We start from the raw sequence: 26,669 nt of genomic DNA, 5'->3' as shown, positions 1-26,669 counted from the left end.
GAATTAGGTAAAATCTTGAAAATGATGTTTTCATGCTGTAAAAAGTGTTTTTTCTAACAGGATTTTTGTTTTTTCTAAAAGAATTCAGCAGATTTCACTCTGTATGCTCCTATTTTCTTTGTAGTTGAAATAAATAGGATTGCTGTTCATGGCCAGAGAAAGTGATGCTTTGGAGAATAGCTTGAAATGCTTGTGATGCGATGAGTTCATTTTGAATGGGTGCTTCTTCATAACGCTTGGTTTCGTCCGTCCATAGGAATGATTGAATGGACATTTCATTTTTCAGTAAATCAAAAAGAATTCGTACGATTTGCAGTTTGTCTTTTGTTTCATATAATATTTCTACTGATGCTTCCCTGTGCACTTGGAAGTGGTAATATTTCGTTTTTCCCGCAACGATCTCCCCTATTTTTAATAATAATGGCTTGTCTTCTAAACTTTCTCTTACCATCTCACCAGTTGTCTGCAGATCTTTTACCGAAATTGTTTTTAACTTAATCGTCTCCATTGATCAGCCTCATTCCTTAAAGTTTGCTATTTTACCATAGCAAATTTACGGCTTTGTGAAAAACTGCAAATATAGGCATTTTTACTTATTTATTGTAATATTTTGTATTAATGCTACTCTTTCCTCTTTTTCCCTCTTATTTTCAATTATTTAATTGATTCATTCTGCTCATCCCTCGATTGGTCCCCCGCTCTTCCTGTATGGTATAATGTAACAATAACTACACAGGGACGATAAACTGGACCAAGGAGGGTATTTATGAAAACGTTTAGACTCGTAGGGCTGACTATTGAAGTGCAGGGTGAAAATGGTGCTCGATTAGAAGAGATCCCCTTATCGGACGGACTGATCATCAACAAAGAAGACGGGGAAAACCACTGGATGATTGAGGCTCTTTTACCAGAGGAACACCGCTCATACTTTGAATCGCTCTCTCAGCAGAAACAAGAACTGCCTCTTTTTGTGACCATTTCCAAGAAAACCAACAAACCCGCCGAGATCAAGGCGAAGATTAAATCCATCATGGTCCTGGAAGAACATATATCTGTCTTATTTGAAGGACGGATGCTTGCGCGAAAAGCAAAGCACGAGCCTGAAAAATTGCTTGCGGACCTTCTGACAAAAGGTCTGGAGGGTGATGAGCTAAAGCAGGCGTTCACACAAAAACTAAATGAACAAAGAGAATTAAACGTGAAAAAGTCCGCTCAAACGTGAGCGGACTTTTTTCTTTACTTGTTTTCGTCTTCCATGTCTTTTTCCATGTCATGTTCCATTTCGTTCTCGTCTTCCATGTTGTTCTCATCATCCTGCATGTCTTCTTCCATATCCTGCTCCATATCCTTCTCTGTTTCGTCCTCAGCAGGAGGTGTCTCATCGTTCGGCACTTCTTCTTCCATATTGTTATCTTCCGGCGGCGCTGGATCCTGATCATCCGCACAGCCGGCAATCAGCATAGCTGCCAGTAATGCACCTGAAATTTTAAGGAACCATTTAGTGTTCATGATTATGCCCCTTTCTGGATTGGACCTTGGTTCTGCTTGGTCGTGGTTAGGGTGTCCAGAAATTGGGGGATTATACTTAGTAAAGTTTTTTGGAGGAAAAGGTTATATTTAAGAGTACAAAGCAGGTAGCTGCTCATTTCATTGTCAGTGCGAAATAGTGGCTTTTTCTACTTGCACTTGGCTATTTAGCCTTTTCATTTTCCCGGGATGGCTTGCCCGAATGCCTCTTTTTCTAACGAGAACCGATAAATCCTTTCCGGTTTAGACGAAATACTTTCTTTTTACAATATACTTCCCAGAAACCAGCAACAAAAAAACGACCCCACAAAAGGATCGCCTCCAAAACTTATTCTTTCTTCTCACCCAAAGCAAACATTAATTCTGTTTCACATACGACTTCGCCGTTAACTGTAGCAACGCCTTTGCCCTTGCCAAGTGAGCCGCGCAGACGGATGATTTCGACTTCGAGGCGAAGCTGGTCGCCTGGTGTTACTTGCTTTTTGAAGCGGCAGTTGTCGATGCCTGCGAAGAATGCCAGGCGGCCGCGGTTTTCTTCTTTGATCAGCATGGCAACAGCGCCGACTTGAGCGAGGGCTTCAACGATTAGGACGCCGGGCATGACTGGGTATTCTGGGAAATGGCCGTTGAAGAATTCTTCGTTTGCCGTTACGTTTTTTAGTCCGATCGCACGCTTGCCTTCGTCTACTTCAAGGATTTTATCGATGAGCAAGAACGGATAGCGGTGCGGGATGATTTCTTTGATTTGATTGATGTCTAACATTTTAGTACCTCCTCCTAGTACAACCTATTCGTTCTATTATACACAAAAAGGAGGGCTTAGCCCTCCTTATTTTTCGGATTCTTTTTCCACCAGGTCAAAGACGTGCTGCCATGTTTGTTTATCGAAGACATCTGCCGGCTTTCCATCACCGAGTACACCGTAGCCAATCATCGCACCGCAGATTGCCGCAATGGCCATGAAAAAAAGCAATAGAACAATACGCAGCCAGATCGGAATAAGCCTTATTCTAATTTTTTGCCTGCTGGTTTCATCTATTTTTTCTGTTTTTTCCACTTCTTCACGAGACTGTTCGTTTGTACTCACTGTAAAAAACCCCTTCGTTTATCTCACACTATTGATTAGCCCGAGCATTTGATCGCCCATGGTGATAGATTTTGAGTTTAGTTGATAAGACCGCTGAGCTACCATCAGCTCCGTCATTTCTTTTGAAAGATCCACATTTGACATTTCAAGTGCGCCTTGCTGAACGCCAATTTGATCACCGTTCAAAAATTCAATTGTTCCGTTTGGCGCGTTCTCACTTAAAGCGTACCGATTTCCGCCCTGTTTTTCAAGCATAGATTGCTGATTTACTCCAACAATTCCTAATTGAACGGATTGATTACCCGGAACTGCGGTTAATCTGCCATCTGCGGTTACCTTCAAATTTTTAAATGTATCATCAAAGAAAATCGGGTTTTGATTTTCATCAAGAACAGCGTGGCCTTCAGCCGTGACAAGCTGCAGCTGGCCATTTTCGGCAGGGTTCAAGTAAAGAGCGCCATCACGTGTATACTGCACCTCACCGCCTGCTTCTACTTGCAGGAATTGGCCAGGCTTTGTCAGGGCAATGTCAAGCTCCCGGTCGGTTACCTTGATGCTGCCTTGAGTATACACAAATTGTCCTTTAAGCATCGCTCCAACTCCAGGCCGAACGCCAAGAGCCGTGGATCGTCCAGCAGGATCATCATTTAGTCCTGCATTGTTGACTTGCTGATTAAGGAGCTCCGAGAAGCCTGTTTGAGTACGTTTGTACCCTTGTGTATCAATGTTTGCCATGTTATTTCCGATCATATCCAACTGTTTTTGCAGCTGACCTAATGTATTAGTAGCCGTGATCATCGAACGAAGCATACCCATCCCCCTCTTATCTTACCCTGCCGATTTCATTCACGGCTTTGTCCATACTTCTATCGTAAGCCTGCAGCACTTTTTGGTTCGCTTCAAAAGCGCGGTAGGCTGTCATCATTTCTGTATAGGTTTTTGAAACATCCACATTTGAACCTTCCACATAGCCTTGTTTCAACTGGTACGAAATATCAGGATTGCCTACTGCAGTCTGCAATTCATTTTCACTTCTGAAAAGGCCATTTCCTTCTTTGATCAGCGTTCTTGTATCAACTGCGAAGACAATTTCAATTTGAGCCTGTTCAATACCATCGACTCTAACCGTTCCGTCAGATGTGATTTCAAACTGATCAGCAGCAACTGAAATCGGCTGGCCATTCGTTCCAAGGACAGGATTCCCCTCGAGAGTAAGCTCGCCGTTTTCATTTCTAGTAAACTGCCCATTACGTGTGTAACGCACTTCATTCTCCGGGGTTTGTACTGCAAAGAACAAAGCACCTTTCGCATTCGTCTCCGCGTTGTATGGAACCAGCTCTTCTACTAGGGCTACATCGCTTGAGAGACCTGTTTCACGGAGGTCGCCTTGAGTAAATTGAGGAATCATTTCCTGAAGGTATACGCCGGTATTAAGAGTACCGACAGCAGGCGAAGCAGGAGAAGGAACCTTACTGCTTTCAATTCTTTGCAGCAGCATCTCCGGAAACGCCTTAAGTGAAGCCTGATCCGATTTATATCCCGGTGTATTCGCATTGGCTATGTTATTGGACAGCATTTCTGTTCTTCGCTGCTGGGCAAGCATCCCTGCAGTCGCTGTATAAAAACCTCGTAGCATTCTTTCACCTCATAAGAGAGCACTCTCTCTTTTTTCGACAATATTTTCTATTTTCATTATATCTGACTAATGGGAACAGCACAGTTTAATTTTGTAAATTTTATTAAAAATCGAAGGTACACTCTTAAAATCGGCTGGATTCTCGAAAGGTTTATAGGAGAACAAAAAAACACCAGTCCAAAAACTGATGTTTTTCCATATTATTATCCAAACTTGCGTCTATTAAGGCGATCGACGTTATCAAGCATGATGCCTGTGCCGATTGCTACACAGTCCATTGGGTTTTCTGCGATTAAGACAGGAACCTTTAATTCTTCTGCCATTAACTGATCAAGGCCGTTCAGGAGGGCTCCGCCGCCTGTCAAGATAATGCCGCGGTCAATGATGTCCGCAGAAAGTTCAGGCGGAGTGCGCTCGAGTACGCTTTTTGCAGTTTGAACGATAAGGGCTACTGATTCACGCAGTGCGCCTTCTACTTCTTCAGAATTAACGGTAATGGTACGAGGCAGGCCTGATACCATGTCTCTTCCGCGAATGGCAATTTCTTCATTGCGTGCGCCTGGGAACACTGTCGCTACTTGCACTTTAATATCCTCAGCCGTACGTTCACCAATTAAGAGCTTGTACTCTTTTTTGATGTAATTCAGGATTTCCATATCGAACTTGTCCCCAGCCATCTTAATAGAAGAGGCGGTGACAATATCGCCCATAGAAAGAACTGCGACATCTGTCGTTCCACCGCCAATATCTACTACCATATTTCCGCTTGGCTGAAAAATGTCCATGCCGGCGCCAATTGCAGCGACCTTTGGTTCTTCTTCAAGAAAAACATGTTTTCCGCCGCTTTTTTCAGCAGCTTCCTTAATGGCTTTTTGCTCAACAGAGGTGATATTCGTCGGACAGCAGATAAGCATCCGCGGTTTCGTCAATAAACCCTTTACATTCAGTTTGTTGATGAAATGCTTCAGCATTGCTTCTGTTACTTCAAAATCAGCGATGACTCCGTCTTTTAAAGGACGAATCGCAACAATATTCCCAGGAGTACGTCCTACCATTTTTCTTGCTTCTTCTCCAACAGCAAGAACCTTGCCTGTGTTCTTATTAAGTGCAACTACAGACGGCTCGTTTAAAACGATGCCTTTACCTTTTACGTGAATTAGTACATTTGCAGTACCAAGGTCAATTCCTATATCCCTTGCAAACATTCTTACCATATCCTCCTTGCAATCTGATCCCAGCAATTCCTACTTTGTGCCCTAATTTCATATTGTATCATAAATTACTAAAAAAAGTATGAAATTGTAAAATTTCATGTTGGGATTTGTCGAAATTACAAGAAAAGCGGAACCGACTGTTCAGACCCGACAGACAGATAAGAATTCCTCCGAAAAGTCCGGGTTTGACTTTTTGGGGGAATTTGTTCTGGCCGAGGGGCTAGGAGGTGGAGCTAGACACCCAGCAATGCGGAACCGACTGGTCAGATCGAGGAGTCAATACCGAATTGATGGGGTTTTCAATTTAATTAGAGGGGTTATGGAATTAATTCATAGGGTTTCCAAATTAATTGGAGACTTTCGTTCTGGCCGAGGGGGAAGGAGGCGGAACTGGACACCACGAAATGCGGAACCGACTGTTTAGACCCGACAGACCAATAAGGATCCGGCTGAAAAGGCGCTTTTTGCCTTTACAGACGGATCCGTTTTGGCCGAGGGGCTAGGAGGTGGAGCTGGACACCACGAAATGCGCAAGCACCCGTTCAGCCCAGGCACAACAGATAAGGATCCGCCAGTAAAGGCGCTTTTTGCCCATACTTGCGGATCCTTATCTAGCCGTTGAGCCTGAGCGTTGATGCTGGACACCAATGCGAAAAATTTAATTCTTTCTTATCTCTCAAGATAGACATTTAACTTCTTCATTTTACTGGTTCTTCTTGAAGGATATCCTCCTTCCGATACTTAAGCTTCGTCGCTTCCCCGCCTCTTAAATGGCGTATCGATTTATGATAATCAAGGATTTCTTTCACTTCATTCGCAAGCTCTGGATTGATTTCAGGCAGTCTTTCAGTCAAATCTTTATGGACAGTACTTTTAGAAACGCCAAATTCCTTCGCAATCACGCGAACAGTTTTCCTCGTCTCCACGATATACTTTCCAATCTTGATAGTACGTTCTTTGATGTAATCGTGCACACCACTCGACCTCCCTAAAATGGATGTGAGAAGTGTGAAATGAGACTCGCATACTTAGTTACAGCAGCCATTTTCCGCTTAGCTGAATGTATAATAGCACCATTGCTGCGTTTACGAAAAATATTCACGATCCCTCACCTCATACACTCTCTTTGTTAGGTTTGTAACATTTTATTAGCTTGGGTGAAGATATATGCTAAAAAGTCAAGAGGGACAAGGGATTTGTGCGAATTTTTTTATAAAATGGCGGAATCACACTTAAAAGACAAGCTGTGGTACACTAAATTTTAGGAGGTGAATCAAATATGGAAGAACTTTTATTAAAATTTATGGATCAAATGAACAGCCAGTTTGATAAGGTTAATCACAGATTAGATCGGCTTGACGAAAAGATGGATAAGCTGGAAAATCGCATGGATACCCTGGAGCTCAGCATGGATAAGCTTGATAATCGTATGATTAAGCTTGAAACTAAAATGGATCGCATGGAAACAAGAGTTGAGAGTCTGGAAAGCGGGCAGAAGCAGCATAGAGGAGAAACGGCGTATCAGTACGAAATGCTGCAAAGCAGCATCGGTAATGTCACGACTGAGCTCAAAAGCGGATTTAAACAGCTGTCTAAAGTGACTGCCGAAAATAGAGATGTTCTAGAACTTGTTCAAATGCGCATCAGTTAAACATCCCCACTAGAATATATGCCACTTGATTTTTCCTCAGATATTTCCCGAGAAATTTGTCGATACTCGGCAAAAAAAATAGTCTATCCCTATTGGATAGACAATCTATATGGTGTTGCTTATTAAGCGCTTTTTGTGCTGTCTGAAGCTTGAGATTGGTTTTCTTCAGAATTGCCTTTCTCTTTGCCTTCTTTACCAGCATCTTCTTTTTCTTTGTCTTCTTCAGCACCTTTTTCGTCTTCAGTGCCTTTTTCAGCGTCTTCTTTTTCTTCTTCAGTGCCTTTTTCTTCTTCAGCACCTTTTTCATCTTCTTTAGCTGGCTCTTCTTCTTTAGCCGGCGCTTCTTCTTTAACAGGCGCTTCTTTTTCAACATTCACGTCGTTTAATGAAGTAAGAGGTTTGTCCATGAAGTCTAATGGATTCACTGCAGTGCCGTCTTTGCGGATTTCAAAGTGAACATGTACGCCATCTTCTTCTTGGATCAGGCTTTGTCCAGCTTGTCCGATGATTTCGTTTTGCTCAACATCGTCACCAGCTGCAACAAGCATAGTTGCTAAAGATTGGTAAACAGTTGTTACACCATCTGCGTGCTCGATCTCAATAACATTTCCAAGTAGTGGATCTTTTTCAGCTTTCGTAACAGTTCCGCTTAGTGAAGCTGCAACTTCGAATTCCTGACCATCTTCTTTTGCCAAGTCAATTCCTTTGCTAGGCTCGTACGTATTATTATAGGAAACGAGTGCTGCTTCTTGCTCTTCTGCTGATGCATCTTTTTCATAGAACTTGCGGATAACGGATACTGCGTCTGAATCAGCTGCCGGCATTGCGAAGTTTTCTACAGCTGAGTTCACTTCTTGCGTTGGCTCATCTTGATAAGATGTTCCTTGGTCAATCGGATCATTTGCTGAATCTCCATTGCCTAAAGCCTGATACCATAACACGGCTGTCAAAATCAATGCTGCACTTACTAAGTAGATTGCTGGGAATACCCAACGCTTTCTGAAGAATTGTTGCATTTTCGAGTTTTGAGAAGTACGTTTAGTTTCTTCCTCTCTCATTCTATCATCACCTCAGCAATCATTCTGAACAAAATTCTGAAAATATATACACCTCTATCAAAAAAAGTTAAAAACTTATTTTCTGCTTCCTTTTATTAAATTATGTATGGATTCTAAAATTTTTATTTCACTCATGGTATACTATGTTCCATCAGCAACCTGAAGGAGCACGGGTCATGAAGAAATCTTTCTCTAAATGGATGCTGACACTGGCACCCATTCTTTATATGATTCTCATATGGATTCTATCAAGCATGCCGGCAGATGCGATTATCAACACCCCTTTTTCATTTGACCGCTTAATGAAGGAATCGCTTCACTTGATTGAATTCGGCATTCTCTATTGGCTGATTGCCCTGGCGCTTGCTGCTCATCAAAGCTGGACCGTAAAAGCAAGTATTCTTGCAGCCGTGGTATCTATTTTATATGGGGCAACAGATGAAATTCATCAATTCTTTGTTCCGTACCGGTCTGCTACAGTGATTGATTTAGTGAAGGATGCGATTGGTGTACTTGTGTCTTTCTATATTATGAAGATTACGTATTTTGCAAAGCGTCCTTCGTTTATTACGTCTATTTTTCAAAAGTTAAATGATGCGGAGTGATCAGATATGAGTTTACCTATTCGAAAAGCCGTGATCGGCGACCTGCCTGCCATCGTAGAGATTTACAACTCGACAATTGAAAGCAGAGCCGTTACGGCAGACTTAACTCCTGTTACCGTTGCAGATCGTGAAGGGTGGTTTCACCAGCATACAGATCAGCGTCCGCTTTGGGTCATGGAGGACGGCGATCAGATTGTCGCCTGGCTGAGCTTTGAATCCTTCTACGGAAGAGCTGCCTATCAATATACAGCAGAGGTCAGCATTTATATTGATCAAAACGTACGCGGCAAAGGAATCGGCACCACGTTCATGCAGGCGGCGATTGATGCTTGCCCGCAGCTTAGGATCAAAACACTTCTCGGCTTTGTTTTCGGCCATAATGAAGCAAGCCTGCGCCTCTTCAAACGCTTCGGCTTTGAGAAGTGGGCTAACATGCCTGGTGTTGCTGAACTTGACGGGATTGAGCGTGATTTGGTGATTGTGGGGAAGAGAGTAGTTGAATGACTTAAAAACGAGACTGGGGGTAATTCAGAGGTTCAAACATATTAATTAACTGTATAAATAGCATACCGATTAGCATAGCTTTTGGTATGCTATTTTGATGTTTTAGTAGGGAAACCATATAAATTCGCATAAATTTCAGCGTGTTTTTGCCGGTCATCAGAGTACATTTAATTTTACTGGTAATACCACTGCCATTTTTAGTTTGTATTTAAGTTTATATAAAATAAGAAACACATATTTTGCACTGTATCCAAATTTTAGTACTGTGTACCAATATTAATTTGTAATATTTTTTGATTTATGATCAATCCTAACTATTGGAGGCGATAAAAATGAAAAGACAAGAAAAATCAAAAGATATTGATCAAAAATCAGATTCAATGAATCCTGTAGATCAGGGGTTAAACTTGGTTGCTCAAGTAGTTAATAATGTTACTGGTATTGATAAGGGGAACGATGGTAAAGTCAATAATAATGATTAAATTGAACGCCTTTTTGGGGCGTTTTCTATCTTTCCTAATAACCTTCACCTTCTCACTCCTGCTTCCTCCTTCTATAGAATTGCGCCATATAATTGAATAATTTAGAGCTTTCATTCATTATCATTACTATCCTCCTTTCAAATATTTAGAAAATAAATGTGAAGAAATTCAGCTGTAGAGATAAGGACTGTCTAGAGCTTTTTTATCTTTCCATTGGCATGTAAATAATTAATACATAACTGTGTCATATTAAAATGTAAAGTTCCCTATATGAGGTGATTTCATGGAATATACATTACAAATATTAAAAGTTTTAGGCCGAATTGTCACCATTTTGCCACTAGCACTATTTGCAACCGTTTATATGGGGAAACGCTCCATAGGTGAATTGCCGGTGTTTGATTTTTTAGTCATTTTAACTTTGGGTGCTGTAGTTGGTGCTGATATTGCAGATCCAAAGATTAATCATATTTATACAGCGATTGCCATTATTGCAATAGCTTTACTACAGAAATTTACTGCGACTTGGAAAATCAAAAATCGGAAAATAGGCCGTTTGTTAACATTTGAACCTACAATAGTCATTTATCAAGGACAATTTTTAGTGAACAAAATGAAAAAAATACAGTATTCGATCGATAACATTTTACAGATGTTAAGAGAACAACAAATTTTCAATGTAAAGGATGTTGAATTAGCTATAGTTGAAGCAAATGGATATTTATCTGTTAAATTGTATCCTGAAAAGGAAAATGCACGCGTCGAACATACTCTGCCACAACCGAATGTTTTAAATAAGGGAATTGATGTACCAGTTGTTATTGATGGAGAGATCTATGGAAAAATCCTTTATTCAAGAAATTTAAATGAATCATGGCTTTATGAGGAGTTAGAAAGAAAAGATATTTTCGATGTAAAGGATGTCTTTTATGCAGCTGTTAATGATATGAATGAACTACATGTAAGCATGAAAGACACAAACAATCTCCAAAACCTTCCACCTATTCTCCACTAGAAAAGAAAAGTTTTGAATTTTTATATTTCTAATGATAAAACCATAACTATAAGCGAGGAGTTACAGGCCTCAAGCGAATAGTGAAACACAAGTTTTGGATAGTAACCTTTATATTGAGGGTTCGCACGCTACAAAATATTTACTTCTACACTTCAAAAGAAATCAATGTGCCAAGAGCAACTAGATAAAGACCATTCTTCTGTGAAATTAAATTGATTTCGATTCATCTTATTGTACTCCACACTTTATTTACCCACACACAAAAAAGCGCAGGCAAAAATCCCCTGCGCTCCCCACTTAATTCCGAGCCGTAAACTGCGTAACAAACGGTTCGACATTCGCCACTTGTGCTCCCTGGTAATAGTAGCTGACGATGTCTTTGTATTTTTTTCCGTCCTGGGCCATGAAGTTGGCTCCGTATTGGCTCATGCCGACGCCGTGGCCAAAGCCTTTTGTAGTGATGAGAACTTGATCGCCTTTAAGCTGCCAGGTGAAGTCGCTTGAGCGGAGGCCCAGCTTTTCACGGATTTCGCGGCCGTTCAGTTTTTTGCCGTTGATGTCGACCTGGGCTACTCGTTTGCCTGAGGTTCGTTCAATAACTTTTCCTACTTCTCCGTCTGAATCAAGTGTCACTCCAAGTTTCTTCTCGAAATCGCTCACTTTGATGGCGATTCGGTCATAGTATTTTGGTGATTTTTCGTCCCATGGACTTTCAACGCTTTTTAAATAAGGCAGGGATGCTGCCCAGTATTCCTCTGAGTTTTCAGTGTAACCGTTGCTTGTTGAGAAAAAGGAGGCTTCAATTGGTTTGTTTTCATATGTTAAGATTTGACCTTGTGTAGTGGCAACTGCATTGTACACCTTTTTGATTTTCCAATCATAGTCCTTGCCCCACTGCTTTTTCAGCTCTGCATCACTTTTAAACACCTGATGGGCGGTCGTGTCACTGACGACTGCACCAGTTGGGACACTTATCGTTTGTTCACTCATTAATTGTTTTACGATATAAGTCCGGGCTGCCAGTGCCTGGGCTTTCAGCGCTTCGTCTTCAAAATCTGCAGGCATTTCTGAGGCAACGACACCGATGACGTATTCTTCTAATGGAATGTTTTCGATTTTTTCCGAACCGCTGCGGTACACGGGTACATCAATGATTGATTTGGCCAGCATGACTTGTTCATCCTTTTTGGCTTGAAGGTCTTCTGATAGCTCACCCTTGGTTTGATTCATAAAAGGGGCGACTAACAGGGTTGGGATCATTAATATGATGAGAAATAATCCGGCAAGAACTAAAAGTATTGGTTTCCAAGATTTCATCTAAGAGCCTCCATATCCGATATGTCGTTTACCGTCTCTACTCAATACTATGGAGGTGGACAACCATTTATGACTGAAAAACGCTTTAATCTGAAGAATTCCCTTTTGCTTCCACTGTCTATTTCTACATTTTCTGCCGATTTCCTTCGACAATTTGCACGTGTTTTGAATAAGCTGAAATGAGTTTAATTAGAATAATTCCTGCTAATGCTCCTGACAGGTCATAGATCATATCAACAATCCTGCCGCTGCGCATTGTATACAGCTGGAGGATCTCTGATGATGCAGCGAGGAACACCGCCCATAAGATCGCTGTGCGCATCCGATACATGTAAGTCATGATCATCGTAAAAAAAAGAAAGAAAAAGGCGTGCCCCATTTTTGTGATCACATAAAACTTACTGTGCAGGGCAATATCATGATAGATAAATAAGTCTGAAAAATCGGGGTCTCTCCGAATGGTGAGTCCGATATAATCACCCGTCAGCAAAGACAGTAAATCACTCGTAAACGAGAACAATGAAAATGCGATGATTAAAAATAAAGCCGTCAAGAATTTCATAAAAACCCTCCCTCGCATTCATCGTCGTCAATTGCTGTTTATTTTATGCAAAAAAACGTGATATGTGATGTATAAATCATAATAAAAACACCAACACTAATAAAGTATTTTTCTTTTACAAGAAAAGCGGAAGCGCCCGTTTAGCTCTGACAGACAGTTATGAATCCGGCAGAAAAGTCCGGGTCCCGCCTTTTTTGACGGATTTGTTCTGGCCGAGGAGCCTGAGCGATGGAGCTAGACATCGATGCATAAAAATTTTATACTTCCCTAAACAAAAAAGAAGCTGGAATCCGAGGACTCCAACTTCTTTAGATGTACGTATTTTATGCGTTCATGTCGCTTACAGCCTGCTCGGATTTAACAGTGCTCTCTTCAGTGATGCGTTCGATGTCAGCACCGATTCCAGCAAGTTTGCCGTGGAAGTCAACGTATCCGCGGTCAACGTGCTTAAGCTCTGTTACACGAGTATAGCCGTCTGCAACTAAACCTGCAAGAACAAGTGCTGCTCCAGCGCGCAAGTCTGTTGCTGCCACTTCTGCACCTTGCATATTAACTGGACCATTGATGATAACTGAACGGCCCTCAATTTTAATATCCCCATTCATGCGGCGGAATTCTTCCACGTGCATGAAGCGGTTTTCGAAAACAGTTTCCGTAATCATGGAAGTGCCTTCAGCTCTCAGCAGCAATGCCATCATTTGAGATTGCATGTCTGTCGGGAAGCCTGGATGAGGCATTGTTTTAATGTCGATGGATTTCAGTTTTTCTGGTCCGATGACACGAAGTCCGTCTTCTTCTTCAGAAATTTGAACGCCCATTTCTTCCATTTTTGCGATCAAAGAAGTTAAGTGTTCCGGCACAGCACCGCGAACCAATACATTTCCGCCTGTAATAGCTGCTGCAACCATGAAAGTTCCAGCTTCAATGCGGTCAGGAATGATATGATGCTTAACGCCTTTAAGTGTTTCTACACCTTCAATGCGAATTGTGCCTGTTCCGGCTCCGCGTACTTTGCCGCCCATTGCATTAATGTAATTGGCAAGGTCAACGATTTCCGGTTCTTTTGCTACGTTCTCTAAGATAGTCGTGCCTTCTGCTAGAGCTGCAGCCATGATGATATTTTCAGTTGCTCCAACGCTTGGGAAATCTAAATAGATTTTTGCCCCGCGAAGTCTTCCAGAGACTTCAGCGTCGATAAATCCGTTCCCAACTTTGATAGTAGCTCCCATTGCTTCGAAGCCTTTTAAATGTTGATCAATTGGACGTGATCCAATCGCACAGCCGCCTGGCAATGCCACTCGTGCACGGCCATTTCTGGCAAGTAATGGACCCATAACTAAAACAGAAGCACGCATTTTGCGTACATATTCGAAAGGAGCTTCCATATTTAGCTCTTTAGATGCATCTACAAACACTTGGTTATTTTCAAAGTGTACTTCTGCACCTAAATGGCGCAGCACTTCATTGATTGTATACACATCGGAGAGCGTAGGCACATCACAAATTATGCTTTTTTGTTCACTGGCTAATAAAGATGCAGCGATTACTGGTAAAACGGCATTTTTAGCACCTTCTACTTTAACAGTACCGTTTAACTTACGACCGCCGCGGACGATGATTTTTTCCAAGGTCTTCCCCTCCGCGTCCCAATTTCTATATATTAATATTCAGACGTTATGATTGGTGTTCCTACTGTAACGCTAGTATTACCGCCCAATCCTGCGCCTCTGAGCGCAATTTGAATATTCATGCTGCCTTCATCTGTTGGAATCAGCTGATCCCAATCTGACGTAAGTGCGGATACTGAGATGAACGATTCTTCTTTAAGCTGTTCAACTGGCACCGCGTTAAATTGTTTAAGCAAACCATTGACTTTCAATTGCAAAACACTACTCATCTTATCATCAAGCTGTCCATTTACACAAGTGAAAATTGTAGGATTTTCATGGAAAATGTCGAAACTATGAGCTTGCGCATACTCATATAGCTGCGTCCAATTTTTCCCTGAACCTTCCCCGCTGAGCTCATACAAGATATACGATTGTTTTTGTCCGTTTGTGTCGGTTGACTGAATTTGAAGCTTTTCTGTAAATCCCGTCTTTTCGTTAAAAAAGATTCCCGATGCTTTATGTAGCTTGCCATCCGCACGTTCATTCGACCACTTATAATGACGAAATTGAGTTTGTAAAAGTTTCGTTAATTCTTCAAAAGATTGATCCTCAGCGGAAATCATTTTTTTTGAATACATCGACCACTTTTTAACATCAATTCCCTGTGCTTCCATGCCTTCTACAATCGTTCCAATTTCAGCTTCTTTCTTGTCCGACCCAATAGCTTGGGCAACAGCCGTACCTGTAAGAAATAATAAAAAGATAATAATTGCCAGACTGACTTTCTTCATCGTAACCCACGTCCTCTCCTTAGTAACATTGTTACCGTTTGAGAAGGGCGTATACGTGGAAAAAGTCGTCATTGTTAGACAAGTTCATGCTGTCCTGAGGTAATCTGTAGGTCATATTCCCCTGTTCTTTATTAGTTAAACGTTAGAATCACAAAAGCGGATGCCTTTTGCTGACTGAAAAGTTCGTTAAAATAAAAAAGGCAGCTGGCGGGACCATATTAAATAATCAAGAAAAAAGTTGCTTACAGCGCCTGAGATGGCGATCGTCAGCAGGATCAGCAGCGCACGCGCTTGCATGACTTTTCCTTTTTTCATGGCTTTTTCAATATGCAGCGCCTGCAGTGCCCACCATGTAACCGGAATGAATACAAGATGTGACAAAAGGCCAAGCAGTGCTTGCTGATTAAAATCAAGCATAGGTTTAACAACTCCTATATGTAGCTATTCTTAGAGCAAGCATAGCACTTTTTACGAAAACAAAAAAAGAAGAGGCTTTTACACCTCTTCCATTATATAAAATTCTGCTCTCACTTTGATGGTTTTTTTGTAAAGATTAGTGGCAAATTTATGAAATATTCAAGTTCAGAAAATCAAATGCCGCTCCCGGGAAGATTCCAAGCAGAATGGTAGCAATCATGCAGATGACCGTCACGATCAAAAGCGGTGCACTCCATTTAAACGGCTCCTCGGTTTCTTTTTTCCGAAAAAAGACCTGGGAGAGGATGCCGAAGTAATAAAAGTACGAGACAACGGTTGTCGCAATCATAATAGAAGCAAGTACGATCTGCGGCGTGCTGTTTGTGAATGCATTCATGAAAATCGTTATTTTCCCGATAAAGCCTGCCGTACCCGGGAGTCCAGCAAGCGATAAGATAAAGATAGAGACGGCGATTGCCGCAAGCGGCGAACGGTGATACAGACCCGCAAAAGCTGTGACATCCTCTGATCCTGTTTTTCTTCCTACAGCCTGCACAATCGCAAAAGCGCCAAGATTCATGATGACGTACGATAATAAGTAGAACCAGATGGCGTCAAAGTAAAAGTAGCCGCCAAATGATACAAAACCGACAAGCACATAGCCGGCATGTGCAATGGATGAATAGGCAAGCAGACGCTTGATGTTCTTCTGCCTTAAGGCGACCGTATTCCCTACAATCATGGTAATCGCAGCCAAAACGGCGATAAAGCCTTGATAGACAACTAGTATCGACTGCATGCCATCTTCATCTGGAATGTTGCCGAAGACGGACAAACATAATCTAAGGATGATAATAAACCCGGCTGTTTTAGAAACAGCGCTCAGAAAAGCTGTAACAGGTGTCGGTGCTCCCTCGTACACATCCGGTGCCCACATGTGGAAAGGAACCGTTGCAATCTTAAAGGATAATCCGACAAAAATGAGCAGGAATGATATTCCTGCAATATAGAGATAGCCTGACTCTGTTAAGGCGTTCAGCTGCGGAATCATTTCTGTCAGGCTTGTGGTTCCCGTCAGACCGTAAATATAGCTCATCCCAAAAAGCGTAATGGCCGTTGAGATCCCGCCGTTAATCACATATTTCAGAGCTGATTCGTTTGATTTTAGATTTTTTTTGCGCAAGCCCGCCAGTATATAGGAGGAAATAGACAGCAGCTCAAGGCCGACAAATAAAGTAATTAAATCCCGGCTTGATGCCATCATCATCGCTCCAAGAAGCGCTGCGAGCAGCAAGTAATAGAATTCTCCCCGCTCCTTCAGCCCTTCGCGCGGTTCATAATCGATGGCCAGCAGGAAAATAAGCGCTGCTCCAAGCAGTAAAATGAATTTGAATGCTTTTGCAAAGGAATCCAGGACAAACGTGTCATAAAGAATCACTGTATCTTTTGCGCCAATCATGAAAGCAAGACTAACTATGGCGCCCGCAATGCCGGCAAAGCCAATCCATCCGAGCCATTTTCGGCTTTTGCCTTCCTTCATGAAAAGATCCACAATCGACAGCAGCAGCGCCGTCCCGAGGATGATGAACTCCGGTGTCATGACACTCCATTTATAGTTGAGCAAGGTTTCCATATCCATTGTTCATCACCCCCCTATCCCTTTCATGATGGTTTCGATTGTCAGCTGCAGCGGAACGGAAAGTCCATTCGGATAGACGCCAATCAAAATAATGAAGAACAGCAAAACAGTTACTGGGATTATCTCGTACCACTTCATATCATAATGCGTATGCTCTGATTTTTTTTCGGCTCCAAAGGTAATTGAGAGGACGGCCCTCAACAGATAAGCGGCGGTCAAAATAATGCCGATTGTTCCGATTGCCCCAAGCTCAGGATGCTGATCGAAAACCCCCATGAACGCCGTCAGTTCACTGATGAAACCCGACATTCCCGGTAAACCAAGTGATGCCATTGCCCCTGCCAGTAAAAATCCCGCCGCGAGCGGCATGGCTTTCGCTAAGCCTGAAAGCTGATCCAGCTGCGTTGTTTGCGTTCGTTCCAGCAGCACTCCCACTAAGAAAAACAACAGGGCAGAGATCAGTCCGTGTGAAACTACCTGGAAAATCGCTCCCTGTATTCCCGCTTCGTTTAATGCGCCAAGTCCGATGAGCACGATTCCCATATGCGAAATACTTGAATAAGCAAGCACCATTCTCAACTCATTCTGGATGAGCGCCAGAAACGCTCCGTACAGAAGATTCACAAGTCCAAGCACAATTAAAATCGTGCTTAGCTTTGAAAACTCGTCCGGGAATAAGCCAAGTCCGAATTTCATTAAACCGAATGCTCCAATTTTCAAAAGAATGCCCGAATGCAGCATCACAATTGGCGGCGGCGCCTGAACATGCACTCGCAGCATCCACGTATGCAGCGGGAAGATCGGAAGCTTTACTCCAAATGCCGCGATGAGGGCAATCAGCAATCCAAGCTTAAAATCGTCTGAGATCGGTCCGATCAGCTGAACGTCCGGCGTATTCAGCAATTGGCCGAGCAAATCGATATTTGTTGTCCCGGTTTTAGAAAAGAGCAGGATGATCACAATCAGCAGGATCGCTGACCCAAATCCGTTATACAGCAAAAATTGATACGCTGCTTTTTCGCGGGCCATGAATCCCCATTTTCCGATGAGAAAGAACATCGGAATCAGCGTGATTTCAAAGAAGATGAAGAAAAGAATCAGATTCTGGGCCATGAAGACGCCTAGCATGCCGACTTCAAGAAGTAGCAGCAGCATAAAATAGCTTTTCCAGTTCTTCTTAATGGAAACAGAGGCCGCTGCAGCGAGAGCCGCGAGAATCGATGTGAGCAGCACCATAATCAGCGAAAAACCGTCAAGTGCAAGCTCATAATCTACCGTAAACACCCCAGGCTGCATGTCGCTGTATTGGCCAAACGCAATCCATCTATGTTTTTCGGCAAATCGCGCGAGGTCGCTGCCGAGCTGATATTGCGCAAACAGAATGCCAGATAATAGGACGGCAGGCAGAGTCGCCAAGAATCCGACCAGTTTTAGCGGGGTTTCCTGATCTTTATTCATAAAAGCAAGAACGATGATGCCAAGGACAGGTGAGAAAACCAGGGCCGTAAGCAGAATGGATGTCAAAAAAAGTTCCCCCCTGTCACCGCATATAGAACGAGTAAAATAGCGAGTCCGACAAAGGCCACGGTTCCATACATCTGCACCTGGCCGTTCTGCATTTTCGAACCGAAGGCGCCGGCTGAGCGGACAATGCCCGCTACACCTTTTACAGCACCCTCAACCAGGAATTTTTCGAGGTACTTGCAGAAGACGCTGATGGTGTTCGTAAGCCAAATCACCGTCATTCCATACAGTTCATCAATGAAATATTTATTTTTAAGCACCGAGTGAATCATTGGCATCCGCGATCTTATTTTTTCCGCTGAGATCGTTTGTTTGCTGTAAATCATGTAAGCAAGCAAGATGCCAAGCAGAGAGACGGCCGTTGCTGCGGCCATAATCCATAGCGGTCCTTCAATATGACCGTGGCCAAGCTGCGGCGATCCTTCCGTCAGCCAATCACCAAGAAACGTGCCGAACCAAGGAGTGTTGCTGTAGCCTGAGAAAATGGCGAGAACGGCAAGGATGCTCATTGGAAGCAGCATATTGGACGGTGATTCTTTTACACTTGAAAGCTCTGTTTTCGGCCTCCCCGTGAAAACGAGGAAGAAGAGCCTGAACATATAAAAAGCAGTGAAAAAGGCGGCGATGAGTGCCAGCCAGAAAAGGGCAGGATTTCCATGTGTCCATGCTGCTATCAGAATTTCATCTTTACTGAAAAATCCTGAGAAGAGCGGGACTCCGCTTATGGCCAGCGTTCCGATCAAAAACAGCGGACCTGTGAATTTCAGTTTTTTCCACAAGCCGCCCATCTCATCGATGTTTTGTGTATGAACAGCGTGAATCACACTGCCCGCTGCAAGAAACAGCAGGGCTTTAAAAAAGGCGTGTGTCATTAAATGAAAAACACCCGCGGCATAGCCTGCGGAACCAAGTGCCAGCATCATGTAGCCAAGCTGACTGACAGTCGAATACGCAAGCACGCGTTTGATGTCTTTTTGCACAAGGCCGATGCTTGCAGCAAAAATAGCGGTGAAGGCTCCAATAGTAGCTACTGCCTGGAGAGCCGTTTCACTGGCGGCAAATAGCGGATACATGAGAGCAACTAAATAAACACCGGCCGCAACCATTGTCGCCGCATGGATAAGCGCAGAAACAGGCGTCGGTCCTTCCATCGCATCCGGAAGCCATGAATGGAGCGGAAATTGTCCTGACTTTCCAATTGCACCGATGAAAATCAAGAGGCTGATCAAGGTAATCATATCAAGCGGTACTTTGCCATCTGCCACACTCGCAAAGATCTGATCATATTCAAAGCTTTCGACCTGCCAAAAGAGGAGGAGCATCCCGATGAACAGACCGACATCCCCGATCCGGGTCATGATAAAGGCTTTTTTTGCAGCTGCCTTCGCTTCTTCTTTATAAAAATAGAAACCGATCAATAAGAAGGAACCGACTCCGACGAGTTCCCAAAAGATATAGAGCTGAAGCAGGTTTGTCGTCATGACAAGCCCGAGCATGCTGAAGGTAAATAAACCTAGGTACGCATAAAAAACAGGAAAGCGCCCGTCTCCATGCATATATCCTTTTGAATAAATATGTACAGCTAAGCTGACAAGCGAAACGATCACCAGCATCAAGGCATTTAATTGATTGATTTCAAAACCCGCTGTCAGCTCAAAATCGCCAATTGTGAGCCACACGGTTTCTGCTTTATAGGTTGGCTGTGTAAATCGTTCGAACAAAACAGCGAGCGATCCTGCAAATGCGAGAAGCATAAGAGTGCTTCCTACAAAGGCACTGCCCTCCCTCAGGCGTTTGCCGTACAGAAGCAGCACAAGGAATGAGACAAGCGGGAACAGCGGGATCATCCAGGCATATGGCATCATTGTATTCAATCCCCTTCTTGTTTAGAGGTTTTAGTGCTTCATAGAATTATAGTCATCAATATTGACGGATCTCCGGTTGCGGTACAGGGCAAATAGGATGGCAAGTCCAACAGCTGCCTCTGCTGCTGCGATCGTGATCGTAAAGAGTGAAAAAACCTGTCCGGTAATATCAGGTACGACGCCGTATTTGCTGAAGGCAACCAGGTTAATGTTGGCAGCATTCAGCATCAGCTCGATTGAAATCAGCACGATGACCGTATTTCGTTTCGTCAGCGCCCCGTATAAGCCGATGCAAAAAAGGATCAGTGCGAGAACAAGGAAAGCGGATAATGGAATCGAGCTCATTTTTTGTCCTCCTTATTCTCATCTTTTTTCGCCAGAATGATTGCTCCAACTAGTGCAACAAGCAAAAGAACCGATGTGAGCTCAAACGGAATGACAAAATGCGAATAAAGAGAAATTCCGATTTGCTCTGTATTTTTCACATGCAGATTGGCAGTCGGCTCACCGAGCTTGAGATCATAGATTCCAAGGTACATAACGAGCGCAAACGCAGCGATTCCAAGAAACGTTATGAGCTTTCTTCCTGTGCCCGCTGCGGACTGCTCCTCGTCCTCATGTCGTGTAAGCATAATGCCGAACAGCATGATGATCGTGATCGCACCCGAGTAGATTAAGATTTGGACAGCTGCGACAAATTCGGCGGAGAGAAGAACATATAATCCGGCAATACTCACGAACGTAAACACCAGCGATACGACCATATGAACCACTTTTGTCACATTCAGCATGAGAATGCCGCCCCCGATTGCCACCATGGCGAGTCCGACAAAGGCTACATACTCTCCGGTTATACTCACACCTTATTCTCCTCCCTGATATTCTCATCATTTTCATCCAGCCACTCGAGATTTTTAAAAAGCTGATCGCGGCTGTACTCCGCAAGCTCAAAGTTATTCGTCATCACGATGGCTTCTGTCGGGCAAACCTCTGTGCAAAGATCGCATAAGATACAAATTTCAAAGTTAATATCATACGTATCAATGATTTTCCCTTTTTTCGCCGGATCCGGATGCTTCTTCCCCGTCAGCTCAATGCAATCTGTCGGGCAGATATTCGCACACTGATTGCAGACAATGCACTTTTCCGGATAAAACTTCTGAATGCCGCGGAACCTGTCAGGCAGCGCCAGGGCATCGTTCGGGTAATCATACGTCACTTTTTTCTTCGTCAAGTTGTTCAGGGTATACGTTAAACCTTTTGCTAAGCCTCGCATGCTCTCACCCCTTTAATTTGTGAAGATTGGGCCGCTGTGCCGGGTTTAGGCCGGGCTGCGGCGGTTGTTTCTTGCTTTTACTTGCCGATCTTGGCCGGATACTTGCAGGAATGCTCGTTTTACTTGCAGGAATTCCGGATTTACTTGCCAGAATAGTGGATTTACTTTCTTTTTTCCAGCTTCCTCCTAAATCCAAGTAATAACCATTGTAAAATGCTCTTTTATCGAAGACGGTTTTGGGTATTTAATTTTTAAAATCGGTTTTGAATTGGGCCAGCGCTTAGATTCTGCAGTTTACTTTCCAATTCAGGTTGAATACTGTCCAGAATGCCTCTTTTACTAGCCAAAATCTTTAATTTACTTGCCGAATCGAAGAATTTACTTTCTTTTTTCCAACTGTCTCCTATTTAAAGAAAATCTCCTTCACTATCGCCGTGATAAAAATATTCGCGAGTGCGACCGGAAGCAGCACTTTCCAACCGAATTCCATCAGCTGATCAGCGCGGATCCGCGGAAATGTGACGCGGAACCAGATGAGGATGAAAATGACCACGCTGAATTTGAGGCCGAACCAGATTGCGCCTGGGATAAAATCAAGAAACGCAACGGGATGCCATCCGCCTAAAAAGAGAACGGTTGTTAAGGATGCCATCGCAAAGAAGTATACGTATTCTGAAAGCATGAAGAATGCCCAGCGGAAGCCGGAGTACTCGACATGATAACCGGCAACGAGCTCTGACTCTGCTTCAGGCAAGTCAAACGGTGTTCTGTTTAACTCTGCCACTGAAGCAATCAGGAATATGAGAAATCCAATCGGCTGGAGGAAGATAAACCAGACGTCCTCTTGAGCGTCTACAATCGTATTTAAGTTCAGGCTTCCTGATAACAGGACAACCCCGATTACAGACATAACAAGCGGAATCTCATAGGAAATCATTTGAGCTGCTGCCCGCATGCCGCCAAGCAGCGAGTATTTGTTATTTGAAGCCCATCCTCCTGTTACAATGCCAATCGTTGTTAAGCCCGATATGGCGATGTAAAAAAGCAGGCCGACACCCAGATCAGCAAACTGAAAGGCATCAGTAAACGGAATCGTTGATAGTACGATGAATGCCGGAGCAAAAGCGATGACAGGAGCGAGAATAAACAGCGGCCTGTCAGCAAGCTTTGGGATCGTGTCTTCTTTTATCAGAAGCTTTAAAACGTCTGCCACTGTCTGCAGCAGACCCCATCTGCCCCCAACCTGGTTGGGGCCGATGCGTCCCTGCATGAAACCCATGACCTTGCGCTCTGCCAGGATGCCATAAGTGACAAAGCCTAGGACAACGAACAGGAATGCTGTCGCAAGCCCAAAGAAGATCGCAAAGTTGCCTATGCCCGGCGATGATTGAAGCAGGCCCTCCACCATTAGCCGTCCACCTCCCCAAGAACGATGTCAATGGCACCGAGAATGGTAATGAGGTTTGACATGTTTTCTCCTTCCAAAAGCTTTGGCAGGATCTGCAGATTGTAAAAGGACGGACGCCTGAATTTCAAACGGTACGGCTCTTTTTTTCCTTCACTTGCAATATAGCAGCCGATTTCACCGCGCGGAGATTCGATTCTTACATACGCCTCTCCTTTAGGTGCTTTAATGATTTTTGGCACTTTTGCGATGATCGGCCCATCAGCCGGGATTTGTTCTACTGCCTGCTCTAAGATTTTCAAGGATTCCTCGATCTCTTCCATCCGGCATTCGTAGCGGGCAAAGGCATCCCCCTTTGTCCGGACAGGAACGTCAAAATCAAACCGGTCATAAATTGAGTAGGGTTCATCCTTTCGAAGGTCCCATTTCACGCCTGTGCAGCGCAGATTTGCGCCGCTTAAGGAGTAAGCAAGCGCCTCTTCTTTCGTGTAGATGCCGACTCCTTTTACACGATTTAAAAAGATTTCATTTCCTGACACGAGATCGTGATAGCCTTTCAGCTGCTCTCTCATATAAGGAATGAATTCTGCCACCTTTTGTGTCCAGCCCTCCGGCGCATCCCACTTCACGCCGCCGACCCTCATGTAATTGAAGGTCAGTCTCGCTCCTGAAAGCTCTGTCAGCAGATTGATAATCATTTCCCGCTCGCGGAAGGCATATAAAAATGGACTGACTGCCCCAATATCAAGCAAATAGGTGCCCCACCAGACAAGGTGGCTTGCGACTCGTCCGAGCTCCATCGCAATCACCCGTAAATACTCTCCCCGCTCCGGAACCTGAATGCCTGTCATCGTTTCCACAGCATGGCAGATGACATAATTGTTCGTCATGGCAGACAGATAATCCATGCGGTCTGTATAAGGAATGATTTGTGTGTATTGCAGATTTTCCGCAAGCTTTTCAGTGCCTCTATGTAAATAGCCGATAACCGGTGTAGCTTCTTTAATGATTTCTCCGTCAATCTTGATCACAAGCCGGAACACGCCATGTGTACTCGGGTGCTGCGGTCCAACATTCAGGAGCATTTCTTCTGTCCGTATCAAAAGCTACACCTCCACATCATAGGGTTCATAATCTTTGCGAAGAGGATGGCCGACCCAATCATCAGGCATCATAATTCTCGTTAAATTCGGGTGGCCGGCAAAATGAATGCCAAGCAAATCAAATGCTTCGCGCTCAGGCCAGTCCGCCCCTTTCCAAAGCGGTTCGAGGGAATCAATTTCAGGATTGTCGCGGTCAAGCTTTACTTTCAGGACGACTGTATGGCGATGGACATAGGAAAAAAGATAAACGTACATTTCCATATGCGTTTGAAAATCGGTGCCATGCAGTTCAGAAACGTAATCAAAAGACAATTCTTCATGTTCTTTCAGAAACTTCGCGATGGAAAAATAGGATTCTTTTTTTGCAACAAGTGTCGGGACATCTTTAGACAGCCTATTAATATAGGATTCTTCCAAAACGTCTTTACCGAGCTGCTCCCCGATCACTTTTACATACTTATTTAAAATGGGCTCATTAGGTGAAGGTTCTTCTTGTTGAGGCTGCTCGTCTGGAGTTAGTTTTTTTGCTTTAGCTGCGGCAGCGGCTTTTGCTTTTGCAGCAGCGATGGCTTTTGCCTTCTCATTAGCCAATTCATCATCGGAAAGATTTTCACGGGAAGCCTTTGCTTTTGCGGCGGCTGCAGCTTTCGCTTTGGCAACAGCGGCTGCTTTTTGCTTGGCTAAATCATCTGCAGGTGCACCTTCTGTTTTTGCTTTTTGCTTGGCGAGTGCTGCGGCCTTTGCTTTGGCAGCTGCGACTGCTTTTTGTTTCGCAAGGGCGAGGTCGTCTGCTGATTCGTTTCCGGCCCCTTCTGCTTGCTTGGCTTTCTGTTTTGCTAGGGCTGCGGCTTTTGCTTTTGCTGCTGCGACTGCTTTTTGTTTCGCAAGGGCGAGGTCATCTGTTGATTCGTTTCCGGCCCCTTCTGCTTGCTTGGCTTTCTGTGTTGCGAGGGCTGCGGCTTTTGCTTTTGCGGCGGCTGCCGCTTTCTGTTTTGCGAGAGCTGCCTCATCAGCCGGTTCCTCTGTTTCCTTGGCCTTTTGTTTTGCCAGTGCAGCGGCTTTCGCTTTTGCTGCAGCTGCCGCTTTTTGCTTCGCAAGGCTTGCGTCATCTATTGTTTCATTCGCTTTCGCTTCCTGTGCTTTTTGTTTCGCTAATGCCGCTGCCTTTGCCTTTGCAGCAGCTGCCGCCTTTTGTTTCGCAAGATCGTTGCTGTCTGAAGGCGGGTTTTCTTGGTTTGCCTGCTTTTCAGCGAGCTTTTTCAGAGCAGCTTCCTTCGCTTTTTGAGCGGCTTCCCGCTTCAGCTGCTGGAGGTCTTTCTCATCGCTCATGGATTATTTCACTCCCTGTTTTCGCCTCATAACGGATTTTTTCTTTTAGCTTATTAATTCCGTAAATGAGGGCAGCAGGATTAGGAGGACAGCCCGGAATGTATACATCTACCGGTACAATCTGGTCGACTCCTTTTACAACGGCGTATGATTTAATATAGGGACCTCCGGCTGTTGCGCAAGAGCCCATGGCAATCACCCATTTAGGTTCAGGCATTTGATCATAGAGACGCTTTAGGACCGGGGCCATTTTTTTCGTCACCGTTCCAGAGACAATCATGACATCGGACTGGCGCGGTGATGTCCGGAAAAAGGATCCGAAGCGGTCCAGGTCATAGTGGGACGAGCCGACACCCATCATTTCGATTGCACAGCAGGCAAGTCCGAACGTGAGCGGCCAGAGGGAATTGCTTCTCGCCCATCCCTTCAGCTCTTCAAGCGTTGTTAAAAAGACGCTGCGCTTCAGTTCTTCCATTTCATCGTGTGGAATATTCGTTACATTTAAGTCCATTTCAGCACCTTCTTCTTCCATGCGTAGACTAGCCCGATCACGAGCATGATGACAAAAATGAGCATCTCAATGAGGGCAAACACGCCTAACTTCTCATATGCGACTGCCCATGGATATAAAAACACCGTTTCTACGTCAAAAATAACAAACATGAGGCCAAACATATAATAGCGGACATTAAACTGCACGCGTGAATCATGGTATGGATCAATTCCGCTTTCGTATGTGGTTGCTTTTGCTTCACTTGGTGCACTGGGCCTCAGAATCCGGCCGATTCCAAGCGCAACAACAGGAAGTAAAATGCCAAGGAGCAGGAAAACGACAACGATTAAGTAATTATTCAAATATACGTTTAGTGATTCCATCCATTTCCCCCGTTATGTTAAAAATAGTAGAACTTTCAAAATATTATAAATGTAATCGCTAACATTATAACATCATTATCCAATTTGTGTATAGATAACGAAGTGCTGAACCGACTGCTTAGCTCCGACAGACAGATAAGGATCCGACAGATAAGGCGCTTTTTGCCAATACTTTC

32 protein-coding genes are annotated in these 26,669 nt (G+C 43.8%); 7 read left to right on the top strand and 25 right to left on the bottom strand.

What is annotated here, in order from left to right:
- Positions 1-109: 109 nt before the first annotated feature.
- The gene (locus GJU41_RS09680) at positions 110-508 is read right to left on the bottom strand and encodes a hypothetical protein (protein WP_154318454.1); all 399 of its coding nucleotides are present in this window, start codon (positions 506-508) and stop codon (positions 110-112) included.
- Positions 509-766: 258 nt separating this feature from the next.
- Here GJU41_RS09680 and GJU41_RS09675 point away from each other — a divergent pair, with 258 nt between their 5' ends.
- Complete coding sequence (locus tag GJU41_RS09675; protein ID WP_154318453.1) at positions 767-1,222, top strand: YwpF-like family protein; 456 nt, start codon at positions 767-769, stop codon at positions 1,220-1,222.
- A gap of 14 nt (positions 1,223-1,236) precedes the next feature.
- Here GJU41_RS09675 and GJU41_RS09670 read toward each other — a convergent pair whose 3' ends face one another.
- The 7 genes from GJU41_RS09670 to spoIIID all read right to left on the bottom strand — a co-directional run bounded on the left by GJU41_RS09670 (position 1,237) and on the right by spoIIID (position 6,438).
- A complete protein-coding gene (locus GJU41_RS09670) occupies positions 1,237-1,509 on the bottom strand; it encodes a hypothetical protein (RefSeq protein ID WP_154318452.1) in 273 nt (90 codons plus the stop codon).
- Between the two features lie 346 nt (positions 1,510-1,855).
- Positions 1,856-2,290 (bottom strand): 3-hydroxyacyl-ACP dehydratase FabZ, encoded by a 435-nt coding sequence (gene fabZ / locus GJU41_RS09665; RefSeq protein WP_070875364.1) that lies wholly within the window; start codon positions 2,288-2,290, stop codon positions 1,856-1,858.
- Positions 2,291-2,356: 66 nt separating this feature from the next.
- On the bottom strand, positions 2,357-2,614 hold the full coding sequence (locus GJU41_RS25385; RefSeq protein ID WP_170292759.1) for a DNA-directed RNA polymerase subunit beta: 258 nt from the start codon (positions 2,612-2,614) through the stop codon (positions 2,357-2,359).
- Positions 2,615-2,632: 18 nt separating this feature from the next.
- Entirely contained in the window at positions 2,633-3,424 is a 792-nt protein-coding gene (locus tag GJU41_RS09655; protein ID WP_154318451.1) for a flagellar hook-basal body protein, read from the bottom strand.
- Positions 3,425-3,437: 13 nt separating this feature from the next.
- Positions 3,438-4,250, bottom strand: coding sequence for a flagellar hook-basal body protein (locus GJU41_RS09650; RefSeq protein WP_154318450.1), 813 nt, complete (start codon positions 4,248-4,250; stop codon positions 3,438-3,440).
- 203 nt (positions 4,251-4,453) lie between these two features.
- Positions 4,454-5,455 (bottom strand): rod shape-determining protein, encoded by a 1,002-nt coding sequence (mreB, locus tag GJU41_RS09645; protein WP_154318449.1) that lies wholly within the window; start codon positions 5,453-5,455, stop codon positions 4,454-4,456.
- Between the two features lie 707 nt (positions 5,456-6,162).
- Entirely contained in the window at positions 6,163-6,438 is a 276-nt protein-coding gene (gene spoIIID, locus GJU41_RS09640) for a sporulation transcriptional regulator SpoIIID (RefSeq protein WP_070875369.1), read from the bottom strand.
- Between the two features lie 305 nt (positions 6,439-6,743).
- Between spoIIID and GJU41_RS24805 the strand changes: the two genes are divergently transcribed.
- Positions 6,744-7,115, top strand: coding sequence for a coiled-coil domain-containing protein (locus GJU41_RS24805; protein WP_154318448.1), 372 nt, complete (start codon positions 6,744-6,746; stop codon positions 7,113-7,115).
- 122 nt (positions 7,116-7,237) lie between these two features.
- On the opposite strand, the gene spoIIQ is transcribed toward GJU41_RS24805, so the two are convergent.
- The gene (gene spoIIQ, locus GJU41_RS09630) at positions 7,238-8,173 is read right to left on the bottom strand and encodes a stage II sporulation protein SpoIIQ (RefSeq protein ID WP_154318447.1); all 936 of its coding nucleotides are present in this window, start codon (positions 8,171-8,173) and stop codon (positions 7,238-7,240) included.
- 143 nt (positions 8,174-8,316) lie between these two features.
- On the opposite strand from spoIIQ, the gene GJU41_RS09625 reads away from it, so the two are divergent.
- The 4 genes from GJU41_RS09625 to GJU41_RS09615 all read left to right on the top strand — a co-directional run bounded on the left by GJU41_RS09625 (position 8,317) and on the right by GJU41_RS09615 (position 10,779).
- A complete protein-coding gene (locus GJU41_RS09625; protein ID WP_154318446.1) occupies positions 8,317-8,778 on the top strand; it encodes a VanZ family protein in 462 nt (153 codons plus the stop codon).
- Positions 8,779-8,784: 6 nt separating this feature from the next.
- Positions 8,785-9,282, top strand: coding sequence for a GNAT family N-acetyltransferase (locus GJU41_RS09620; protein WP_154318445.1), 498 nt, complete (start codon positions 8,785-8,787; stop codon positions 9,280-9,282).
- 332 nt (positions 9,283-9,614) lie between these two features.
- Positions 9,615-9,764: a hypothetical protein gene (locus tag GJU41_RS24640; protein WP_170292758.1), complete on the top strand. Its 150-nt coding sequence runs from the start codon at positions 9,615-9,617 to the stop codon at positions 9,762-9,764.
- A gap of 283 nt (positions 9,765-10,047) precedes the next feature.
- A complete protein-coding gene (locus GJU41_RS09615) occupies positions 10,048-10,779 on the top strand; it encodes a DUF421 domain-containing protein (protein ID WP_154318444.1) in 732 nt (243 codons plus the stop codon).
- 297 nt (positions 10,780-11,076) lie between these two features.
- Here GJU41_RS09615 and spoIID read toward each other — a convergent pair whose 3' ends face one another.
- The 11 genes from spoIID to nuoI form a co-directional block, all read right to left on the bottom strand.
- On the bottom strand, positions 11,077-12,096 hold the full coding sequence (gene spoIID, locus GJU41_RS09610; RefSeq protein WP_154318443.1) for a stage II sporulation protein D: 1,020 nt from the start codon (positions 12,094-12,096) through the stop codon (positions 11,077-11,079).
- Between the two features lie 124 nt (positions 12,097-12,220).
- The gene (locus GJU41_RS09605) at positions 12,221-12,658 is read right to left on the bottom strand and encodes a VanZ family protein (RefSeq protein WP_170292757.1); all 438 of its coding nucleotides are present in this window, start codon (positions 12,656-12,658) and stop codon (positions 12,221-12,223) included.
- A 323-nt stretch (positions 12,659-12,981) separates the two neighbouring features.
- Complete coding sequence (murA, locus tag GJU41_RS09600) at positions 12,982-14,286, bottom strand: UDP-N-acetylglucosamine 1-carboxyvinyltransferase (protein ID WP_070875388.1); 1,305 nt, start codon at positions 14,284-14,286, stop codon at positions 12,982-12,984.
- Between the two features lie 32 nt (positions 14,287-14,318).
- Positions 14,319-15,059, bottom strand: a complete 741-nt coding sequence (locus GJU41_RS09595; RefSeq protein WP_170292756.1) for a YwmB family TATA-box binding protein — start codon at positions 15,057-15,059, stop codon at positions 14,319-14,321.
- Positions 15,060-15,245: 186 nt separating this feature from the next.
- The gene (locus tag GJU41_RS09590) at positions 15,246-15,476 is read right to left on the bottom strand and encodes a DUF1146 family protein (protein WP_070875390.1); all 231 of its coding nucleotides are present in this window, start codon (positions 15,474-15,476) and stop codon (positions 15,246-15,248) included.
- A gap of 148 nt (positions 15,477-15,624) precedes the next feature.
- Positions 15,625-17,115: an NADH-quinone oxidoreductase subunit NuoN gene (nuoN, locus tag GJU41_RS09585; RefSeq protein WP_154318440.1), complete on the bottom strand. Its 1,491-nt coding sequence runs from the start codon at positions 17,113-17,115 to the stop codon at positions 15,625-15,627.
- Positions 17,116-17,121: 6 nt separating this feature from the next.
- Complete coding sequence (locus tag GJU41_RS09580) at positions 17,122-18,639, bottom strand: complex I subunit 4 family protein (protein WP_154318439.1); 1,518 nt, start codon at positions 18,637-18,639, stop codon at positions 17,122-17,124.
- Entirely contained in the window at positions 18,636-20,504 is a 1,869-nt protein-coding gene (nuoL, locus tag GJU41_RS09575) for an NADH-quinone oxidoreductase subunit L (protein WP_154318438.1), read from the bottom strand. Before nuoL ends, GJU41_RS09580 begins: the two co-directional genes overlap by 4 nt.
- A 30-nt stretch (positions 20,505-20,534) precedes the next feature.
- Positions 20,535-20,849: an NADH-quinone oxidoreductase subunit NuoK gene (gene nuoK, locus GJU41_RS09570; RefSeq protein WP_070875394.1), complete on the bottom strand. Its 315-nt coding sequence runs from the start codon at positions 20,847-20,849 to the stop codon at positions 20,535-20,537.
- Positions 20,846-21,358 carry an NADH-quinone oxidoreductase subunit J gene (locus GJU41_RS09565; RefSeq protein WP_170292793.1) on the bottom strand — a complete coding sequence of 171 codons (513 nt, stop codon included), beginning with the start codon at positions 21,356-21,358 and terminating at the stop codon, positions 20,846-20,848. Before GJU41_RS09565 ends, nuoK begins: the two co-directional genes overlap by 4 nt.
- 2 nt (positions 21,359-21,360) lie before the next feature.
- Positions 21,361-21,780: an NADH-quinone oxidoreductase subunit NuoI gene (gene nuoI / locus GJU41_RS09560; protein ID WP_070875395.1), complete on the bottom strand. Its 420-nt coding sequence runs from the start codon at positions 21,778-21,780 to the stop codon at positions 21,361-21,363.
- Between the two features lie 71 nt (positions 21,781-21,851).
- On the opposite strand from nuoI, the gene GJU41_RS25205 reads away from it, so the two are divergent.
- Entirely contained in the window at positions 21,852-21,980 is a 129-nt protein-coding gene (locus GJU41_RS25205) for a hypothetical protein (RefSeq protein WP_263596911.1), read from the top strand.
- 203 nt (positions 21,981-22,183) lie between these two features.
- On the opposite strand, the gene nuoH is transcribed toward GJU41_RS25205, so the two are convergent.
- Genes nuoH through GJU41_RS09535 form a run of 5 tightly spaced genes read right to left on the bottom strand, consistent with a single transcriptional unit; the run spans position 22,184 to position 26,493 of the window.
- Entirely contained in the window at positions 22,184-23,188 is a 1,005-nt protein-coding gene (gene nuoH, locus GJU41_RS09555) for an NADH-quinone oxidoreductase subunit NuoH (protein WP_070875397.1), read from the bottom strand.
- Positions 23,188-24,288, bottom strand: coding sequence for an NADH-quinone oxidoreductase subunit D (locus tag GJU41_RS09550; protein ID WP_070875398.1), 1,101 nt, complete (start codon positions 24,286-24,288; stop codon positions 23,188-23,190). Before GJU41_RS09550 ends, nuoH begins: the two co-directional genes overlap by 1 nt.
- Before the next feature lie 3 nt (positions 24,289-24,291).
- Positions 24,292-25,617, bottom strand: a complete 1,326-nt coding sequence (locus GJU41_RS09545; protein ID WP_154318437.1) for an NADH-quinone oxidoreductase subunit C — start codon at positions 25,615-25,617, stop codon at positions 24,292-24,294.
- Positions 25,607-26,128, bottom strand: a complete 522-nt coding sequence (locus GJU41_RS09540) for a NuoB/complex I 20 kDa subunit family protein (RefSeq protein WP_070875399.1) — start codon at positions 26,126-26,128, stop codon at positions 25,607-25,609. The genes GJU41_RS09545 and GJU41_RS09540 overlap by 11 nt, the downstream gene beginning before the upstream one ends.
- Entirely contained in the window at positions 26,119-26,493 is a 375-nt protein-coding gene (locus tag GJU41_RS09535) for an NADH-quinone oxidoreductase subunit A (protein WP_070875400.1), read from the bottom strand. Before GJU41_RS09535 ends, GJU41_RS09540 begins: the two co-directional genes overlap by 10 nt.
- Positions 26,494-26,669: the final 176 nt, after the last annotated feature.

The organism is Metabacillus idriensis (assembly GCF_009674765.1).
GTDB lineage: Bacteria > Bacillota > Bacilli > Bacillales > Bacillaceae > Bacillus_P > Bacillus_P idriensis.
The sequence above is the reverse complement of the archived record's forward strand: the minus strand, read 5'-3'. Positions and strand labels throughout refer to the sequence as shown.

What these genes read in the sequence shown, in the direction of transcription:
- GJU41_RS09680 (WP_154318454.1), bottom strand. Translation starts at nt 508, where the DNA reads ATGGAGACGATTAAGTTAAAAACAATTTCGGTAAAAGATCTGCAGACA.
- GJU41_RS09675 (WP_154318453.1), top strand. Translation starts at nt 767, where the DNA reads ATGAAAACGTTTAGACTCGTAGGGCTGACTATTGAAGTGCAGGGTGAA.
- GJU41_RS09670 (WP_154318452.1), bottom strand. Translation starts at nt 1,509, where the DNA reads ATGAACACTAAATGGTTCCTTAAAATTTCAGGTGCATTACTGGCAGCT.
- fabZ (WP_070875364.1), bottom strand. Translation starts at nt 2,290, where the DNA reads ATGTTAGACATCAATCAAATCAAAGAAATCATCCCGCACCGCTATCCG.
- GJU41_RS09655 (WP_154318451.1), bottom strand. Translation starts at nt 3,424, where the DNA reads ATGCTTCGTTCGATGATCACGGCTACTAATACATTAGGTCAGCTGCAA.
- GJU41_RS09650 (WP_154318450.1), bottom strand. Translation starts at nt 4,250, where the DNA reads ATGCTACGAGGTTTTTATACAGCGACTGCAGGGATGCTTGCCCAGCAG.
- mreB (WP_154318449.1), bottom strand. Translation starts at nt 5,455, where the DNA reads ATGTTTGCAAGGGATATAGGAATTGACCTTGGTACTGCAAATGTACTA.
- GJU41_RS24805 (WP_154318448.1), top strand. Translation starts at nt 6,744, where the DNA reads ATGGAAGAACTTTTATTAAAATTTATGGATCAAATGAACAGCCAGTTT.
- spoIIQ (WP_154318447.1), bottom strand. Translation starts at nt 8,173, where the DNA reads ATGAGAGAGGAAGAAACTAAACGTACTTCTCAAAACTCGAAAATGCAA.
- GJU41_RS09625 (WP_154318446.1), top strand. Translation starts at nt 8,317, where the DNA reads ATGTTCCATCAGCAACCTGAAGGAGCACGGGTCATGAAGAAATCTTTC.
- GJU41_RS09620 (WP_154318445.1), top strand. Translation starts at nt 8,785, where the DNA reads ATGAGTTTACCTATTCGAAAAGCCGTGATCGGCGACCTGCCTGCCATC.
- GJU41_RS24640 (WP_170292758.1), top strand. Translation starts at nt 9,615, where the DNA reads ATGAAAAGACAAGAAAAATCAAAAGATATTGATCAAAAATCAGATTCA.
- GJU41_RS09615 (WP_154318444.1), top strand. Translation starts at nt 10,048, where the DNA reads ATGGAATATACATTACAAATATTAAAAGTTTTAGGCCGAATTGTCACC.
- spoIID (WP_154318443.1), bottom strand. Translation starts at nt 12,096, where the DNA reads ATGAAATCTTGGAAACCAATACTTTTAGTTCTTGCCGGATTATTTCTC.
- GJU41_RS09605 (WP_170292757.1), bottom strand. Translation starts at nt 12,658, where the DNA reads ATGAAATTCTTGACGGCTTTATTTTTAATCATCGCATTTTCATTGTTC.
- GJU41_RS09595 (WP_170292756.1), bottom strand. Translation starts at nt 15,059, where the DNA reads ATGAAGAAAGTCAGTCTGGCAATTATTATCTTTTTATTATTTCTTACA.
- GJU41_RS09590 (WP_070875390.1), bottom strand. Translation starts at nt 15,476, where the DNA reads ATGCTTGATTTTAATCAGCAAGCACTGCTTGGCCTTTTGTCACATCTT.
- nuoN (WP_154318440.1), bottom strand. Translation starts at nt 17,115, where the DNA reads ATGGATATGGAAACCTTGCTCAACTATAAATGGAGTGTCATGACACCG.
- nuoL (WP_154318438.1), bottom strand. Translation starts at nt 20,504, where the DNA reads ATGATGCCATATGCCTGGATGATCCCGCTGTTCCCGCTTGTCTCATTC.
- nuoK (WP_070875394.1), bottom strand. Translation starts at nt 20,849, where the DNA reads ATGAGCTCGATTCCATTATCCGCTTTCCTTGTTCTCGCACTGATCCTT.
- nuoI (WP_070875395.1), bottom strand. Translation starts at nt 21,780, where the DNA reads ATGCGAGGCTTAGCAAAAGGTTTAACGTATACCCTGAACAACTTGACG.
- nuoH (WP_070875397.1), bottom strand. Translation starts at nt 23,188, where the DNA reads ATGGTGGAGGGCCTGCTTCAATCATCGCCGGGCATAGGCAACTTTGCG.
- GJU41_RS09545 (WP_154318437.1), bottom strand. Translation starts at nt 25,617, where the DNA reads ATGAGCGATGAGAAAGACCTCCAGCAGCTGAAGCGGGAAGCCGCTCAA.
- GJU41_RS09540 (WP_070875399.1), bottom strand. Translation starts at nt 26,128, where the DNA reads ATGGACTTAAATGTAACGAATATTCCACACGATGAAATGGAAGAACTG.
- GJU41_RS09535 (WP_070875400.1), bottom strand. Translation starts at nt 26,493, where the DNA reads ATGGAATCACTAAACGTATATTTGAATAATTACTTAATCGTTGTCGTT.